General features: G+C 43.1%; 17 protein-coding genes. 6 read left to right on the top strand and 11 right to left on the bottom strand.

All coding sequences use genetic code 11. The features are described 5' to 3' along the window. Positions 1–344 precede the first annotated feature (344 nt). Positions 345–1,475, top strand: a complete 1,131-nt coding sequence (gene dprA / locus NWP22_RS13915; protein WP_271730647.1) for a DNA-processing protein DprA — start codon at positions 345–347, stop codon at positions 1,473–1,475. A 136-nt stretch (positions 1,476–1,611) separates the two neighbouring features. Here dprA and NWP22_RS13910 read toward each other — a convergent pair whose 3' ends face one another. After that, positions 1,612–3,018, bottom strand: coding sequence for a class A beta-lactamase-related serine hydrolase (locus NWP22_RS13910; protein ID WP_280802000.1), 1,407 nt, complete (start codon positions 3,016–3,018; stop codon positions 1,612–1,614). 166 nt (positions 3,019–3,184) lie between these two features. Next, positions 3,185–3,910: an RNA methyltransferase gene (locus NWP22_RS13905; RefSeq protein WP_280801999.1), complete on the bottom strand. Its 726-nt coding sequence runs from the start codon at positions 3,908–3,910 to the stop codon at positions 3,185–3,187. Positions 3,911–4,074: 164 nt separating this feature from the next. Here NWP22_RS13905 and NWP22_RS13900 point away from each other — a divergent pair, with 164 nt between their 5' ends. Continuing rightward, positions 4,075–4,425 carry a DUF6464 family protein gene (locus tag NWP22_RS13900; protein ID WP_271730652.1) on the top strand — a complete coding sequence of 117 codons (351 nt, stop codon included), beginning with the start codon at positions 4,075–4,077 and terminating at the stop codon, positions 4,423–4,425. 73 nt (positions 4,426–4,498) lie between these two features. Here NWP22_RS13900 and NWP22_RS13895 read toward each other — a convergent pair whose 3' ends face one another. From NWP22_RS13895 to sufB, 4 genes are all read right to left on the bottom strand, one after another. After that, entirely contained in the window at positions 4,499–5,761 is a 1,263-nt protein-coding gene (locus tag NWP22_RS13895) for a cysteine desulfurase (protein ID WP_280792406.1), read from the bottom strand. A gap of 30 nt (positions 5,762–5,791) precedes the next feature. Beyond that, complete coding sequence (gene sufD, locus NWP22_RS13890) at positions 5,792–7,144, bottom strand: Fe-S cluster assembly protein SufD (RefSeq protein WP_280801998.1); 1,353 nt, start codon at positions 7,142–7,144, stop codon at positions 5,792–5,794. Continuing rightward, positions 7,144–7,926 carry a Fe-S cluster assembly ATPase SufC gene (gene sufC, locus NWP22_RS13885; protein WP_271730656.1) on the bottom strand — a complete coding sequence of 261 codons (783 nt, stop codon included), beginning with the start codon at positions 7,924–7,926 and terminating at the stop codon, positions 7,144–7,146. The genes sufD and sufC overlap by 1 nt, the downstream gene beginning before the upstream one ends. Positions 7,927–8,022: 96 nt before the next feature. Next, the gene (sufB, locus tag NWP22_RS13880) at positions 8,023–9,462 is read right to left on the bottom strand and encodes a Fe-S cluster assembly protein SufB (protein WP_271730657.1); all 1,440 of its coding nucleotides are present in this window, start codon (positions 9,460–9,462) and stop codon (positions 8,023–8,025) included. 271 nt (positions 9,463–9,733) lie between these two features. Between sufB and sufR the strand changes: the two genes are divergently transcribed. Both sufR and NWP22_RS13870 read left to right on the top strand, forming a co-directional pair. Then, a complete protein-coding gene (sufR, locus tag NWP22_RS13875) occupies positions 9,734–10,417 on the top strand; it encodes an iron-sulfur cluster biosynthesis transcriptional regulator SufR (RefSeq protein WP_280801997.1) in 684 nt (227 codons plus the stop codon). A gap of 38 nt (positions 10,418–10,455) precedes the next feature. Beyond that, positions 10,456–10,716 (top strand): hypothetical protein, encoded by a 261-nt coding sequence (locus tag NWP22_RS13870; RefSeq protein WP_271730660.1) that lies wholly within the window; start codon positions 10,456–10,458, stop codon positions 10,714–10,716. Between the two features lie 78 nt (positions 10,717–10,794). Here the strand turns inward: NWP22_RS13870 and NWP22_RS13865 are convergent, their stop codons facing one another. Both NWP22_RS13865 and NWP22_RS13860 read right to left on the bottom strand, forming a co-directional pair. Then, the gene (locus NWP22_RS13865) at positions 10,795–11,415 is read right to left on the bottom strand and encodes a hypothetical protein (RefSeq protein ID WP_271730661.1); all 621 of its coding nucleotides are present in this window, start codon (positions 11,413–11,415) and stop codon (positions 10,795–10,797) included. 395 nt (positions 11,416–11,810) lie between these two features. Beyond that, the gene (locus NWP22_RS13860; RefSeq protein ID WP_271730662.1) at positions 11,811–12,143 is read right to left on the bottom strand and encodes a YbjQ family protein; all 333 of its coding nucleotides are present in this window, start codon (positions 12,141–12,143) and stop codon (positions 11,811–11,813) included. Between the two features lie 334 nt (positions 12,144–12,477). Here NWP22_RS13860 and NWP22_RS13855 point away from each other — a divergent pair, with 334 nt between their 5' ends. Continuing rightward, positions 12,478–13,158: a tetratricopeptide repeat protein gene (locus NWP22_RS13855; RefSeq protein ID WP_271730663.1), complete on the top strand. Its 681-nt coding sequence runs from the start codon at positions 12,478–12,480 to the stop codon at positions 13,156–13,158. On the opposite strand, the gene NWP22_RS13850 is transcribed toward NWP22_RS13855, so the two are convergent. From NWP22_RS13850 to NWP22_RS13840, 3 genes are all read right to left on the bottom strand, one after another. Then, positions 13,155–14,837, bottom strand: a complete 1,683-nt coding sequence (locus NWP22_RS13850; protein WP_271730689.1) for an NAD+ synthase — start codon at positions 14,835–14,837, stop codon at positions 13,155–13,157. The two genes, NWP22_RS13855 and NWP22_RS13850, sit on opposite strands and share 4 nt — an antisense overlap. Positions 14,838–14,920: 83 nt before the next feature. Further along, a complete protein-coding gene (locus NWP22_RS13845) occupies positions 14,921–15,667 on the bottom strand; it encodes an NUDIX hydrolase (protein WP_271730664.1) in 747 nt (248 codons plus the stop codon). After that, positions 15,628–16,227 (bottom strand): nicotinate-nucleotide adenylyltransferase, encoded by a 600-nt coding sequence (locus NWP22_RS13840; protein WP_271730665.1) that lies wholly within the window; start codon positions 16,225–16,227, stop codon positions 15,628–15,630. Before NWP22_RS13840 ends, NWP22_RS13845 begins: the two co-directional genes overlap by 40 nt. 466 nt (positions 16,228–16,693) lie before the next feature. Here NWP22_RS13840 and NWP22_RS13835 point away from each other — a divergent pair, with 466 nt between their 5' ends. Continuing rightward, positions 16,694–16,846 carry a nicotinate phosphoribosyltransferase gene (locus NWP22_RS13835; protein WP_271730666.1) on the top strand — a complete coding sequence of 51 codons (153 nt, stop codon included), beginning with the start codon at positions 16,694–16,696 and terminating at the stop codon, positions 16,844–16,846. Positions 16,847–16,900: the final 54 nt, after the last annotated feature.

Genomic DNA, 16,900 nt, shown 5'->3' with positions numbered 1-16,900 from the left:
AGCATGGGAGCGGTTATCCCTTAGTAGACTTGCACGCCTTAGCCAGACGCGATATTTCTCTTAAGATTTACAAGAAAGACTACCGCTATCATTGCTTGGTTTTCGCGTTGGCAATAGTCTTAATTCAATACTTGATATCGTAGGATTATATATCAAGTGGGCGATTTTCTTAACTCACTTATGTTAATGCTTGTCAACATAAGTATAGTTTTGTCTATAAAATAGTCAGCTTAGGACTAGCTCTTGTAGGGTGGGTAGGAAAGCCCGCCCTACTACTCAGATTAAATCTGCTGTCAGTACAAATATTAGCTAACTTTAGATAGGTTTTATCGGAATACTTAATCGTGGCAGAAGAAAAAGCGTATTGGCTAGCTTGGTCGCAAATTTCCGGGGTGGGTCCAGTGTTAATGCAACGGCTAAACCAGCATTTTGGTAGTGTAAGTACAGCTTGGAATGCTAGCAAAGCCGAATTAGCAGAAGTGGAAGGTTTTGGTTTTCAGACCTTAGAAAAAGTAGTTGCACAGCGATCGCGTGTACGTCCAGAAGAATTACTCACCCAACATCACCAAGAAAACCCCCATTTCTGGACACCAGTGGAGCCAGATTATCCCCGTTTATTACTGGAAACTCCCACCCCACCCCCAGTTTTGTATTATCGGGGTCAAGTGGATCTGCGGGAAAATCTGGGACAAACACCCATGGTGGGAATTGTGGGGACACGGCGACCTTCAGACTATGGTATTCGTTGGACTCGCCAAATTAGCGCAGCCTTGGCTAAAAATGGCTTTACAGTCGTATCTGGGATGGCGGAGGGAATTGATACAGAAAGCCATCTAGCCGCGATGCAAGCGGGGGGTAGAACCATAGCAGTTTTAGGAACCGGCGTAGATGTCATTTATCCCCCTAAAAATCGCGATTTGTATAAACAGATTTTGACTCAAGGGTTAGTAGTGAGTGAATATTCCGCCAAAACCCCACCAGACCGCACTCACTTTCCCCGCCGTAATCGGATTATTGCGGGTTTAAGCCGTGCAGTTTTGGTCATGGAAGCGCCTGCTAAGTCTGGGGCTTTAATTACGGCTGGTTATGCTAATGAATTTGGCAGAGATGTCTATGCATTACCGGGAAGAATCGATGATTATCCATCGCAAGGGTGTTTAAAATTACTCAGTCAAGGTGCTTGTTTGGTGCTCAGGGAACTAGACGAACTGTTAAAAATGCTCGGAGCTATCCCCAAACTGGATACAATCGACACTACACCCATCCCGGAACAGGTTCCAGAAAAGGTAAAATTACCGAGGTTACCGCCAGAAATGCAAGCAGTAATGGATGCTATTGACTCTGATATTTTAACCTTTGATTTAATTGTGCAAAAAACAGGGATGAATACAGGCTTAGTTTCCAGCACATTATTACAGTTAGAACTTATGGGGTTAGTTTGCCAACTCCCTGGAATGCGTTATCAAAAGACCTAAATTTTACCCACAAAACTGCATATTTGCTAGATGTTCTTTTAGTTCACCGCCGAAAATAAATTTAGTTTCCCAAGCAGTAACCGGTAAAGAATTGGATCGATGGGGTGGTAGATGTGATGACTGAATTTACCAAAACTTATCTAGAGGGGAAAGGTTGTGGAGTCGAGAAGGGGTTTTGAGGAGCATTTGGGGGGATATTGTTCCCCATATTCTGAGGTGCTGGTGGAGTCATTACTGCATTGGATGCCGGATTTTGGTTAAATTGTTGGTAAGCAGCCTTAGAAATAGAGCTAATTAGTTTTTCGGCTTCCGGGTCATTATGGGGGCGTTGTACCATCACAGCCGCAATGTAGCGTTTACCTGTGGGGATATCAATTAAACCCACATCACCCAACATGGTGCCAATATCACCTGTTTTGTGGTGTATTCTTGCCCCTGGGCTTAAACCAGAAGGTAGCAGATGATTCCGCTCTGTACGACGCATAATATCAAGGATAAGGTCGCGCGATCGCATACTGACTAAATTCCCCTGATTGACCATAGCCAGTAAATTCGCCAAATCCCTGGGGCTAGTGGTATTGGTTCCTGATAAATCCGGGAGAGGATTACGAATAGCTGTAGCGGAGAGTCCCCAAATTTGAAACCGCTGATTCAGGGCTTCCATACCTCCTAATCGAGCAATCAGCATATTAGTAGCGGTGTTATCGCTGCTTGTACTCATGCGAGTAGCGATTTCCATGGCGCTATACTGAGTCCCCACTTTTTCATACTGCAGATTTCCCGAACCACCGGCTATCATATCTTTTTCCATGGTTAGCATTTCATCCAGGCGGACTTTACCGGCATCCACATCTTGGAAAAAGGCGATGAGAAGTGGTACTTTAATAGTACTAGCCGAGGAGAAACTGCTCGAGCCATTCACATCCACATAGCCACCAGTCTCTAAATCCAGCAAGAACACCCCGGGTTTGAGATTGGGGTTTGCAACTGCCAAATTTTGGATAGCATTTTTCAATGGGGTAATTTCCTGGGTTAAATATAAACCAGAAGTATTATGTATAACTTGCGGCTGATTCTGCCCCAAATGAGGAGATTGTGTCCCCGAATGACTGGGCATACGAGTAGCAGGGTCTAACACTGACAACACCGTACCCATGATCGCACCGACACCCACTCCCACAATCAACAACCGCAAAGCGTATAACATGGTTCTAGCCATGGGCTTTAACCGTGTTTTTCGCGATACTCGTCTACCCATTTTCGGCATTGCTTGCTTGTCTACCCGGACGGTCTTTAATTGTGCTTTACCCCTCCTCATATAGGGCATGGGTTTTACCCCTGTAGGCATGGCTAACACCGGTTTGGAGCGAGGCATCATATTATAATTCAGCCCCGTCACGGCTACTTGTTTCTTGGGAGAACGCTGCTGATTAATGACTTTTACTTTTTTCTTTGCCACCTTTTGGCCGTTACTCTGACGCGGGCGAAGGTTGGTCGGTTGACCCCGGGAAAAGTTTCTTAGTTTGTCACTTGACTCTGACACTGTTACTCCTTGTGACCCACTCGAATGTTTTCGGTGCAATCTCACTCTAGCTTGCGTGGCGTAGCCATACCAAAACTCACCAGTAGCCTTTGTATGTTTAGTGTAAGCTATTTTAAATGTTTCAGGGGGATAATTTCGTAGATTTTCTCAGGTTCAATCATAAGTTTTACTCATGGTTCTTGGTTTTAATCACCCATTCTATTTGTCGCAGAATCCCTCTGAGCATGGCTACCTCCTTGGTTTGTAGGTGCGCGCGATTATACAATTGGCGGAATTTAGCCATGCGACTAGCCGCTGTATGGGGATACAAGTAACCAATATCTAGTAGTAGAGATTCTAACTGCTGATAGTAGTTTTCTAATAGATCCAAAGATGCCAGTTCCAGGCTGGGAGGTGGCGTTGTCGGTGGTGCTATTTGTCCCAGTTCATAACAGCAAATACCTACAGCTGAGGCTAAATTCAGGGATGAATAATTGTCACTAGTGGGAATGCGAACAAACCTCTGAGCATAATTGAGTTCTTCATTACTTAAACCCCGGTCTTCTCTACCAAAAATCAGGGCTGCGGGTTCCTGTGGTGACTCTAATAACCAGGGTAGGGCGCTGCGGGGATTTTCTAAGGGTGTGTCCCAATCACGTACCCGCGCTGTGGTGGCGATCGCCCGGACACATCCGTGCAATGCTGCTGATAATGTGGGTACTAATACCGCAGATTCTAAAATATCCTTGGCATGAACTGCCATTTTCATGGCTTCCGGTGACAGTGGTTTGCATTGGGGATTGACTAAGACTAGGTTATGTAAACCAAAATTTTTCATTACTCTGGCGATTGACCCTAGGTTCAACGGTCCTGCTGGTTCCACCAACACAATTCTTAAGTCAGCCAATGCCATTTTTGCCTCCCATCATCCCTGTGATTTGTACTTAACTTTGTGCATTTTACCGATAGCTTGCATAGCGTAACCATCAAGCTATACAATTCTAGTTAAATGCCAAAGCAATCACCCGTTGCTAACATCGGATAAGGTAGTTAGCGCATAACAGAGGCCAAGATCAGGTGTTGAAGACGCTATTAGTGATGACTGTTGGTTTATTACCATCCCTGTTTTCCCTGTGGGTAATTCGTAGAACCCATTTTCACCCACGCCGACGGACCAGACAAGTAGCTACTCACTCACAAACACCCATCCCGGAGAGGATCACACCCTTTGAGAGCGATGGCGCTAGGTCACCGCTGCTACGCGATCGCTATTATTTGGAAGGTGTGGGTTATCTCATCGGTGATATTAGTTGTAAATTTAATGCTCGCTCTGGGTATATGCGTTGTGCTGTTAACCCCATTGGTCCTTGTGGGGGTTGTCGTCATTATGAACAACGAGAATTAGCAACTACGGAAAACCTCTTTTAACCGTTTTATCTTTGTTAGTAAGTATAAGTGCTTTTCTGTTACCTCACAAAGGTGGGAATGACCCACCTTACATTTAAGCCTGGAAACCGGCAAAAAAGTCAAGGGTTTCCTGCAAAGCCTTGATAAAAATATCAATTTCTTCGCGGGTGTTATAGAAAGACAAACTTACCCGTGCGGTTCCCGGTAAACCTAAGTAACGGTGTAAGGGTTGAGTGCAATGGTGTCCAGAACGAATCGCTACCCCTTCTTGATCTAATAATGTAGATAAGTCGTTAGGGTGGACATCTGCGACTGTGAATGCAGCTAAAGCAGCTCTACCTTCTCCTTGGGCGTTAGGTTTAGGCCCATAAACTTGAATTTGGGGTATTTGGGCTAATTTTTGGAATAAATAAGCGGTGAGTTCAGCTTCGTAGGCGTGGATTCTATCCATGCCAATATTACTAAGATAATCTACCGCCGCCCCTAGGGCGATCGCCTCAGCAATAGCGGGGGTACCGGCCTCAAATTTATGGGGTAATTCTGCATAGGTAGAATGGTCTAAATATACATCAGCAATCATCTCACCACCACCGAAAAATGGTGGCATAGATTCTAACACTGCCAACTTACCATACAAAAACCCAATACCAGTGGGTGCGCACATTTTGTGACCAGATGCCACCAACCAATCACAGTTTATTGCCTGCACATCCACGGGCATATGAGGTAAACTTTGGCAAGCATCAACCAAGAATTTAGCACCGTATCTGTGAGCGATGGTGGCAATTTCTGCTACTGGGTTAATGCAACCCAAAGTATTAGAAACATGACTTACTGCTACCAGTTTTGTTTTCTGGGAAATCAGCTGTTTAAACTGTTCTAAATCAAAACTACCTGCGGGTGTCAATTCGACAAACTTTAACACGGCACCCGTTTTTTGTGCTACCAATTGCCAAGGAACAATATTACTGTGGTGTTCCATCACCGACAGAATAATCTCATCTCCTGGTTGCAAATTGTTCATACCCCAGCTGTAAGCTACCAAATTAATGGCTTCACTGGCGTTGCGAGTGTAGATGATTTCCTGACGTGACGCAGCATGAATAAATTTAGCGACTTTATCTCGTGCTCCTTCATAAGCATCAGTGGCCTTAGCACTAAGGGTATGAGCGCCGCGATGCACATTAGCGTTATACTGTTCGTAATAATCCCGTAGGATATTTAACACGAACACGGGTTTTTGAGAGGTAGCAGCATTATCCAGATAAACCAAAGGTTTACCGTTAACTTCCTGATGTAGTAAGGGGAAGTCAGGGCGAACTTTGTCGGCTAGGGTTTTGGTAGGGGTGAAAGTCATGGGTAATTAGTCATTAGTGATGATAAATAGTCATTCATGACCATTTACCGTGTTTAATAGGATATTTTGCAGAGACTTGACGGGTATTTGGTTGATAATTTCCGCAGCAAAAGCGTTAATCAACAACTTACGCCCATCGCTTTCATTAATTCCGCGACTTTGCAGATAAAAGATGTCATCGTCTTCCAATTGACTAACCGTAGCACCATGAGCGCATTTAACGTTATCGGCGGTAATTTCCAATTGGGGTTTAGTATCCACTCTCGCCTTTGGCGATAACAGTAAATTGCGATTTAATTGTCCTGCATCTGTCAACTGGGCTGGTTTGGGGACAAAAACTTTACCGTTGAACACCGCATGAGCGCGATCGCCTACAATACACTTATGTAATTGTCTACTTGTACCATGGGGATGATTAAGTGCGATGAGACTGTGAGTATCAGCCAACTGCTTGCGAGAAATCATCGTCAAACCATTGAGAGTAGTTTCAGTTTGCTCACCAGTTTGGAAGACTTCCAAATTGTGGCGAGATAACCGACCCCCAAAAGTCAAAGCATGACAAGTATATCGACTATCACGAGCCTGAGTGACAGTCGTCTTCCCAATATGAAAAGCTTCTACACCTTCGCGCGCTAACCGAGTATGATTCACCTGAGCATTGTCACCCAGCCAAATTTCCGTTACCGCATTAGTCAGGTAAACCGGCTTGTTCTTAGTGTTTTCCGTCTCCCCCAACCCAGCAAAAGTAAAATCTTCCACCAAAGTTACACTACTACTAGACTCCGCCACTACCAAACAACGAGGCTGGTAAATGCTCGGTTGCTCATCAGCAGTATTGAGAAACAACAGATGAATAGGCGTGTCAACGGTGACATTTTTCCCCACCCACAACACCGCCGCATCAGAAATTCCAGCAGTATTAAGAGCAGTAAACACCTCTTGTGAACCTTCAGCTTGTGCTAAATAGGGTTTAACACCCTCCTGCTGAGACTGGGACAAACCCGCCAAATTACCGACCACAACCCCAGATGGTAAATCTGCGACTGCGGATAAATGGGGCGCATAAACACCATTAACAAATACCAAACGACTGTTAACAGCTTCTGGTAAAGTTAAAGCCGAGATATCAGCTGATTTTAATTGTGTATCTACATGAAACTGTACTTGGCGTAAAGCTGACAAATCAGTAAAACGCCATTCCTCATTGCGGGTGGTGGGGATAGTAGCATGACGTACCCCATGAGCAGCACCTTGGCGTAATTCCTCTAACCAGTCCTGGGTTTTAGGAGAAATTACTTGATTTAATAACCCAGTCAGAAAATCATCCCTATCCCGCAGACCATGAGAGTTAGAAACGGGAATAGACTCAACTTGAATAGTCATTACACACCCACCTCAGCAGCTTCTAACACCCAGTCATAACCGCGAGTTTCCAATTCTAGAGCCAAATCCTTACCACCACTGGTGAGGATGCGACCCCGAGCCATAACATGGACAAAATCCGGGACAATATAATTAAGTAAGCGTTGATAGTGAGTAATCATAATGGTGGCATTTTCTGGACTAGTTAACTGATTCACGCCATTAGCCACAATTTTGAGAGCATCAATATCCAAACCCGAATCAGTCTCATCCAGAATACTCAACTTTGGTTCCAGCAGGGCCATTTGCAGAATTTCATTGCGCTTCTTCTCGCCACCAGAAAAGCCTTCATTGAGACTGCGATTCAAAAAAGCCGGATTCATTTTCACTACATCCAACTTTTCTGAAATCAAATCATCAAAATCAAAAGCGTCCAATTCTTCCAAACCTTGAGCCTTGCGGCGAGAATTGTAAGCTACCCGTAAGAAATCCAAATTACTCACACCTGGAATTTCCAAAGGATATTGAAAGGCCAAAAATACACCTGCTCTAGCGCGTTGCTCTGGTTCCATTTCCAGCAAGTTCTCACCCTGGAAAATCACCTCACCACCAGTCACCTCATAAGCTGGGTGTCCGGCCAACACCTTAGAAAAAGTGCTTTTACCAGAACCATTGGGTCCCATAATCGCATGAATTTCTCCAGATCGCACCTCAAGATTTAAACCCTTGAGAATTGGAGTTCCATCAACATTAGCCGTCAAATCTTTCACTGACAGAACTACTTCACTATTTTCAATAATCATGTTCTCTCTTCTCTTCTCTTACTTTGCGCTCTGTGCGTCTGTGTGGTTCCTTAATCAAGACTAGGAAAAATAAAAAGCCTAGCCCTTGGTTGACAATTATCCAACACTACCTTCTAACTTGAGACTCAGAAGCTTGTCCGCTTCCACAGCAAACTCCATAGGTAGCTGATTAAACACATCCTTACAGAAGCCGCTAATCATCATAGAAATAGCATCCTCTGGGGAAATACCTCTCTGAGCGAAGTAAAACAGTTGGTCTTCGCCAATCTTAGAAGTAGAGGCTTCATGCTCCACTTTTCCGGTATTATTTTGTACTTGGATATAAGGGAAAGTATTGGCATGGGCATTATCGCCAATCAGCATAGAGTCGCACTGAGAATAATTTCTCGCGCCTTGAGCTGTGGGATTGACTTTCACTAAACCGCGATAACTGTTACTGGAGTTACCCGCTGAAATTCCCTTAGAAATAATCGTGCTGCGAGTATTTTTACCCACATGAATCATTTTGGTTCCGGTGTCAGCTTGCTGCATATTATTGGTCAGCGCCACCGAGTAAAACTCACCCACGGAGTTATCACCCACTAACACACAGCTAGGGTACTTCCAAGTAATAGCCGAACCTGTTTCTACTTGAGTCCAGGAAATTTTAGAATTGACACCTTGACACAAACCGCGTTTGGTGACAAAATTATAGATTCCACCTTTACCATTTTCGTCCCCGGCGTACCAGTTTTGGACAGTGGAGTATTTAATTTCGGCGTTGTCCAGGGCGACTAGTTCCACTACAGCGGCGTGTAGTTGGTTGCTGTCATACATAGGTGCGGTACAACCTTCTAGGTAGGAAACATAGCTACCTTCTTCGGCTACAATCAAAGTCCGTTCAAATTGTCCTGTATCACCAGAGTTGATGCGGAAATATGTAGACAATTCCATGGGGCATTTTACGCCTTTAGGAATATAGACAAAAGAACCATCACTAAATACAGCACCATTCAAAGCTGCAAAGTAATTATCCGCCGCGGGAACAACGCTACCCAGGTACTTCCGCACAAGTTCGGGGTGTTCTTGTAGGGCTTCGGAAATTGAGCAGAAGATAACCCCATCTTCGGCTAGTTTTTCTTTAAAGGTCGTAGCCACCGAAACGCTATCAAAAATCGCATCAACGGCGACATTGGCGAGGCGCTTTTGTTCCGATAGGGAAATACCCAATTTTTCAAAGGTTTCTAGTAGGGTGGGGTCTACTTCATCCAAGCTGTTGAGCTTGGCTTTGGCTTTTTTGGGGGCGGAGTAGTAGATAATATTCTGATAGTCGATGGGCGGGTACTTGACGCTAGGCCAAGTTGGTTCCGTCATTTTTTGCCACTGGCGATAACATCTGAGCCGAAAATCTAACATGAACTGTGGTTCGTTCTTCTTGGCGGAGATCAAGCGAACAACGTCCTCGTTTAGTCCCCGGGGGATAGTGTCGGCTTCAATATCGGTGATAAAGCCGTACTTGTAGGGTTGGTTGACTAAGGTTTTGACAGTGGCACTCATCGGTATAAATCTCTTGTGTTCAGAACTGCAATTGTGGAATCTGTTTACTGATATCTCTTTAAGGATGGCAGAGGGGCTATGGTGTGCGCCTATTCTCCGCTGGTGTGACCGAGTGGTTACACATCTGTTAGAATAGTAATTGGGGAGTAAAACAACTTGCGGGTTGTTTAATTTATTTTCATTTTACGCTAAATTAACAACAAGAATGTTGTTAAAGTCAAATTTTCTAAAAAAATTTTTGGGGACGTTCGCGCAGCGTCTTGTAGGGAAAATGGAGATTACTCACCAAACCTCGACAAAGCAAGATATTCTCGAGTATCTGCTTAAACGCTCACAAGCAACTGCTTTTGAGTTGGCGGAAGTTTTAGATGTCAGCAAGCAAGCCATCCGTCGTCACCTGAAGGATTTGGAGACGGAGGAGCTAGTTCTGTATACATCTGTACAAGTAGGGATGGGGCGGCCGCAACATATCTATAAATTAAGCCATCGGGGACGCGATCGCCTACAAAGAAGTTTGAGCACTCACCAAGCCGACCGCTACGGCGAGTTTGCGGTGTCACTGCTGGACACTTTAGCGGAAACTGTAGGCCGTGAACAAGTTAGCTCGATTTTACAGAAACAGTGGGAGAGGAAAGCCCAAGAATACCGCGATCGCGTCGGTAAGGGTTCACTCCAAGAGCGTGTAGCTAATTTAGTCAATGTCAGAAAGGCTGAAGGATTCATGGCTGAGTATCACTGTGTGGAATCCTCCCATGGTGATAGCTTTATCTTCATGGAACATAATTGTGCCATTTCTAATGTTGCCGAGTCCTTCCCTAGCATCTGCGGTCATGAATTAGAAATGTTTGCGGCGGTGTTACCAGATTGTCACGTAGAGCGAACCCATTGGATTATCAATGGTGAACATCGTTGCGGGTATTTAGTGCAAGGGCGACCAGAACAAACAGATGAGTAAGTAGTAATAATTTTGACTTACATTCAACAACTAAATATATGGATATACTACCACAGCAACCTTCAGCACAATTTCTCACCTTAGAAGAGTCGGCACAAGTTGATAGCGCCTTGTTGTCTTCTTCGGAAAAGTTTCTCACCAGACTAACAATTTCATCCCTCAAACTTTTACAGCATATAGCCCAAGAATACGGTGTTGCTATAGAAGACCTAAGCACCCAGCAGCTGATTACTTGGTTTGAAAAGGATGCCAAAATTAAGCGAGAGCAGGGAATTGAAGCTTCATATTTGAAGTGGTAAAAATTCCACACCGCAATAAAAAGCACCTTCAAAAAGGTACTTTTAGCGATGAACTTTATGTAATTTTAAGTACCACATTTAAGTCCGATAATTGTTAGTTCTAGGACTGCGAGCGCCCACAACAGCCCCCATAAGAGCCGCAGCTAAACTTAACAGGGATCCCAACACAAACCACCACAAAGCTCTAGAAGTAGCCCCAGCAATTTGGCGGGCTTGTTCAGCAGTTACAGCCGTTTCCGGTGGGGGTGTGCCTAGTTCAGGTGCTGGTACTACTGCAATATTGGGAGCCACCACGCCAAAAGTACCCCATACTCCGGTTGCTAATAACCAAGAACTCAGGGCGATAGTAGTAGCCCAGAGAATTGCGCCGTTGAGTAGGGCTGTATTTCGATTCATGGGGCCACAAGTACGAGTTGTCACCCAACCACCAATGAACAAGGAGATCAACAAAGCTAGGGTTGACCAGACTCCCACATTAGCAGCAACATCAGGGGCTATAGTCCTGGGGGCTCCCGAACCAGCAATGCTAGCTGCGCCGATAGCACCAAATAAGGAACTCAAGATTAATTGAGTAGCTAGGGCTACCAATACACCGGCAATGATTGGTCCCCAACGCACCCGGTCATGATATTCAGCGACTCTAGCTCCTAGTTGTGGTTCATTAATAACTTCATCGCCTACACGATTTATGTATGACATAGTTAATTTTCTCCATTGCTTTGTCAGCAAAGTTTTTCTCAAGTATATTCATTTTTTTGAGTCATGCTTATGCTTTAAATTAAATTCCCAGCTTTGATTTTTAATATCTATCAACAGCATGACTTAATTACTCTATCTTCAGTAGGATGAAATGCAATTAATTAATAAATTTATAGCTAATCCATCGATTATTAATGTCTTGATTGTTTGAGGTTATGTGAGGAGCGAGCAACAAGATTCTTTCTCGCCCTCCTTAATAATTAGAGGGTGGGCGTGAGGTTTCATAGGACTTTCTCCAAGAAATCAGATGCGGCCTTTTAGTCATGCTCACAAAAATGGGTAATCACAACAGATGAGATTACCCATTAGCCACCGGACAAAAGACTATTAACAAGCTAACGTATTTTCACAGCCGTACCTGTGGCGGTAATTAGCAACATCACCCCGGTCTGTTCAACATTGATATTGATGGTACCAGTATGAAATTGAATACCAATTACAGCATCTGCACCTAAAGCATGTGCACGTTTTTCTAATTCTTCTATGGCTTTGCGTTGTCCCTGCTCAAATAGTCGCTCATAACTAGCAGTACGCCCACCGATAATATCTCGAATGCTGGCAAAAAAATCGCGGATGAAATTACTCCCGTACACAACTTCCGCGGTGACAATCCCTAAATATGATTCAATAATGGCACCTTGAATCACATCAGTTGTAGTGAGAATCATAAATTAACCCCGTAATAGCAGATTAGTCTTTGGCGGGTGTATGTCGTGTATTGTCCGTCATTTATACCCTTAGTTATTCTATTATTGGTAATAAAAAACTTATATTTAAGATGAGAAAAACTCATTAAACTAGGCGTTTTGTCCAAATACTTGATTGATAGGATATAGTGAATACTATATATTGAATATCAACTCAGGCTGTCTTGTCCTGTAAAAAAGTATCTGAATTAACCAGATATTTAAATTTGGCCAGAGTAAATAAATGTGGTTTTCAAAACTGATAATTTTTGTTTTAATGTACAAAAACCTCCCCTATAATTGACGGAATTTTACTATGTACAAGCCCATTTCACTTGTAGTTAGTATTCTATGCTTAGGACTGACTACCGTTAGCATACCCTCCATGGCTCAGAGCCAAATACTGATGGCGCAAACCAATAACTCCCAAGTCAGGAGACTGTTTGAGGAAGGGCAGAAACTGGTAAGAGACCAGGACTATAATGGGGCGATCGCCATTTATCAACAAGCGGCTCAGATAGAACCAAAGAATGCCAGAATTCATTCTGGGATAGGCTACCTGTATGCTAAACAAGGAAAATTTCCAGAAGCCCTAGCCTCCTATCGTCGAGCGATCGCTATTAACCCGAATAATAGCGATTTTCATTACGCCATGGGTTACATTAAAGTTAACTTGAATGACATTAATGGGGCGAAAGAGTCTTACCGTCGTGCTATCCAACTCAACCGTAACCATTTAAATGCCTACTTGGGATTAGGTTTCACCCAATCTCGTCTGGGAGACTTTACTGCTGCTAATTGGGCTTACGAAGAAGCAATTAAACTAGACCCCAATAATCCCCAAACTTATGAGTTGATGGCTAAGATGTATCAACAGCGAAGAAATACAGCCCGCGCCAACCAATTACTACAGACAGCCCGTAACTTGTATCAACGGCGCAATGACACGGCTGGAGTTGATAGGATTAATGGGATGTTGAGAGACCTAGGGGGTTAATTAACAACTTTTTCGACAGCACCCCAGTTACTAGCAATTGGCATTCGCCAACCAGTACCAAAGGCACGATCTGTAATTTTTAATCCTGGGGGTGCTTGTCTGCGTTTAAATTCAGCACGGGCGACCATTTGAATGACTCGATTGACAATGAACCGGTCATGACCTGCGGCGACAATTTGGGCTGCTGATTGGTGGTTATGGATGAAGCGTTGTAAGATGTCATCTAAAATCTCGTAGGGGGGTAGAGAATCTTGATCAACTTGTCCGGGTTTGAGTTCAGCACTGGGTGGTTTGATGAGAATATTGTGGGGAATAATGTCGCCATTACTATTTAACCAGTGGCACAGTGAATAAACACGGGTTTTGGGAACATCAGCAATTACAGCCAAGCCACCATTCATATCACCGTAAAGGGTGCAATAACCCACTGCCATTTCTGACTTGTTGCCGGTAGATAATAAGAGATAACCGAACTTGTTAGCGACCGCCATCAATAAATTACCACGAATCCGGGATTGGATATTTTCCTCAGCAATGCCAAATTCAGTACCAGCGAACAAGTCAGCCAAGGTGTGATCGAACCCTGACATTAATTCCCCTATTTTTAAGATAGTAGTTTGAATACCCAAATTTTCCGCTAATGCCAAAGCATCAGTTACAGAATGCTCTGAACTGTAAGGAGAAGGCATCAGTACACCGATGACATTTTCTTTACCGACGGCCGCGGCGGCGATGGCGGCGACTAATGCTGAATCAATTCCCCCACTTAGACCCAGCAAAACTTTAGAAAAATGACACTTTTGGGCGTAATCTCGCACTCCCAACACCAAGGCGTGCCAAATTTCTTCCTCTTCTGACTGATATACCGGTGCCACAGAACTCAATTGTAAATCTCCCCGGGCTTGATCAAATTCAACTATGACCAAATCAGTGGCAAAACCACGAGCACGACAGACAATTTCACCCTGACGATTTAAACCAAAACTACGTCCATCAAAAATTAAATCATCATTTCCCCCGACTTGATTGGTATAAATCATTGGTTGTGAAAAACGTACCGCACTATGATTGAGCATAGATTCTCGATACTGCTGTTTACCAACACTATAGGGTGAAGCTGACAAATTGACAATCAAATCTACACGCAAAATCGCTAAATCAGCAATAGGATTAACGGCATAATTACGTTTTCCTAAAAAGTCTTCATCGTTCCATAAATCTTCACAAATAGTTACACCAATATCAAGATTATCTAGGGTGAAATAATTAGCTTGTAGCCCTGGTTCAAAGTAACGGTTTTCATCAAAGACATCATAGGTCGGTAAAAGTCGCTTATGAAAAACTTGTTTTACTTTCCCTTCTGTCAACAAAGCGATGCTATTAAATAAACTTTTTCCCCCAGTGCTATCAGCTTTTAAATTGGGGGAAACAGTTCCTACCAATACAGATAAATTGGGCGGTAAATCTGTAGCTAGCTGTTGTAATGTCATCCCCATAGCTGTGACAAAACTAGGATTTAGTAATAAATCTCGCGGGGGATAGCCACACAAGGAAAGTTCTGGGGTTAATAATAAACGCGCACCTTGATTGGCTGCTTTTTGGGCTGCTTCGAGAATTTTCTGAGCATTAGTGGACAAATCACCAATAGTAGGATTTAGTTGAGCGATCGCAATTTTCATGGTTGGTATATAGCAATTTTTTCCTGTGTGAGGTACACCATATAACGAATTTCTCACAGATGCACAAAGATGAGGATAAGCTATTAAATAAAGACTAAAGGTTTATCTTTAAAAGGAGCAAACGCCTCTGCATCAAATTTATATAAACTAGCCGGACGACCAGCACCCCGTGATACTTTAATTCCCGTATCGGATAAAAAACCTAACTTGAGTAAACGCGCCCGAAAGTTAGAATAGTCGGCGAAATTGTCCCCTAAAACTGTGGTGTATAATTGATACAAATCATTTAAGGTGAAGCTGGCGGGTAGAATGTCAAAAGCTACGGGACTATACTCTAACTTATTTCTTAAGCGTCTGTGTCCATAAGCCAAGACTTGATTATGATCAAAGGCTAATTGCGGTACTTCTTTGACTGGATACCAAGCAATTCCAGTCACTTGCTCTGCAATTAGTTCTGCTTCTTCAAACCTGACTAGAGCAAAGTAACTCACGGATAGATAACGTACACCATAACCATTAGTAGTTTCTCTAGGGTCGCGATTTGGTCCGCCAAAGGTGTATAACTGCTCTAAATAGAGATTATTTACTCTAATTTTCTCTGCCATAATCCGATAAGCAGCATCTTCTAAGGATTCTCCTTTACGTACTAAAGTACCCGGAAGACTCCAGGAATTTAAACATGGTTCTTGCTGTCGCATGACTAAAAGCACTAGCAGCCGATTTTGAGCGGTATCTACAGAAAAAATGACGTTATCAACACCCACTTTAAAATCAGCCCAAGGTTGTTGATTTAGCAGACTTGGTATCTTTTTGTGGTTGCGTCCTGGCATTTGTACAAATGCTGTTGATGAATATAAGCGATAATTGGGGGAGTCAGGGCTTGAGTATCTCCATGTTCACGATAGGCGGTGGAGGAAACATCTATACCGGTTAAGCTAGCGATCGCAATTTGACCGCCTAGATTTTTCACCGGTTCCAAGCTATACTTGTCTATGGCATATCCTGGTCGAGCCACAATTAATAGTTCTACTTGCTGCAACAAATTTTGAATACGATACCAACGCGGTAACTGATGTAATAAATCGGAACCAATCACCAATGTAAACTCAGTATCATCACCCCAGCGAGCCTGGGCTTTTTCCACAGTTTCCAGAGTTCTAAAGCTACTCAAATCCTGTTCTAAAGTAATATTGCTGCGTGGGGTATCGATATCCTCAATCAATAATTGCAGCATTGTTGCCCGATGTTCCAAAGGTGTTTGATGAGACTTAAAAGGATTATCAGCAGCCCAAACCGCCACCCAATCATAAACCTCACACAACCACCTCAGAATCTTTTGATGTCCAGCTGTCGGCGGATCCGCACTAGTACCAAACAAAGCAATTTTCATATTTTACCTTTGGGTAATTTACCTATCATTTGCGTTTAAATAGCAATAATTCATACATGATAATTTGATAATCTTCGGGATCACTTGCCATGCCAGAGTATTTTTACCACATTTTAACCCTTTGTTATAGTAGATTTTACCATATATAATATCAAATCAGCCCAGCATAAAGTTATATGAGTCCTCTAAACATAAATTTAACCATGGGGATTATTTGATAAATTGCCATTATTTAACTTATTTTAATAGTAATTTATACCAATATTTACTGCTAATTTTTGAGCAAGGTTTTGTGAAAAATCTCAAATATCAACATAAGTAAAACTTAACCAAAATATAAACTGTTGCAAAGATAACTAAATAAAGATTAAACATATTTATAATATGTTGCAATTTTAATGTTGTGGACAACATCAGTACTAAAGTAGATAAATCAAAACCAACGCGACTCAGCAAGGAGTCTCATATGGCGATTTCAAACAGATTAGCTAGCATCATGCAGTATGTTTCTGAAGCCGTAATGCGGATTTTTACACCTACTGACGATGCTTATCCGGTGATTGGTGTACAGCCATTTACAGGAGAACCCTATAGACGTAGAACAGCCAACAGTTGGTAGTTCTGGAAATTCCACACAAATGAATCAAGCAGACAATCCTGATCTCCCCCTCCT

Source organism: Anabaenopsis tanganyikae CS-531 (assembly GCF_029891675.1).
Taxonomy (GTDB): domain Bacteria; phylum Cyanobacteriota; class Cyanobacteriia; order Cyanobacteriales; family Nostocaceae; genus Anabaenopsis; species Anabaenopsis arnoldii.
The sequence above is the reverse complement of the archived record's forward strand: the minus strand, read 5'-3'. Positions and strand labels throughout refer to the sequence as shown.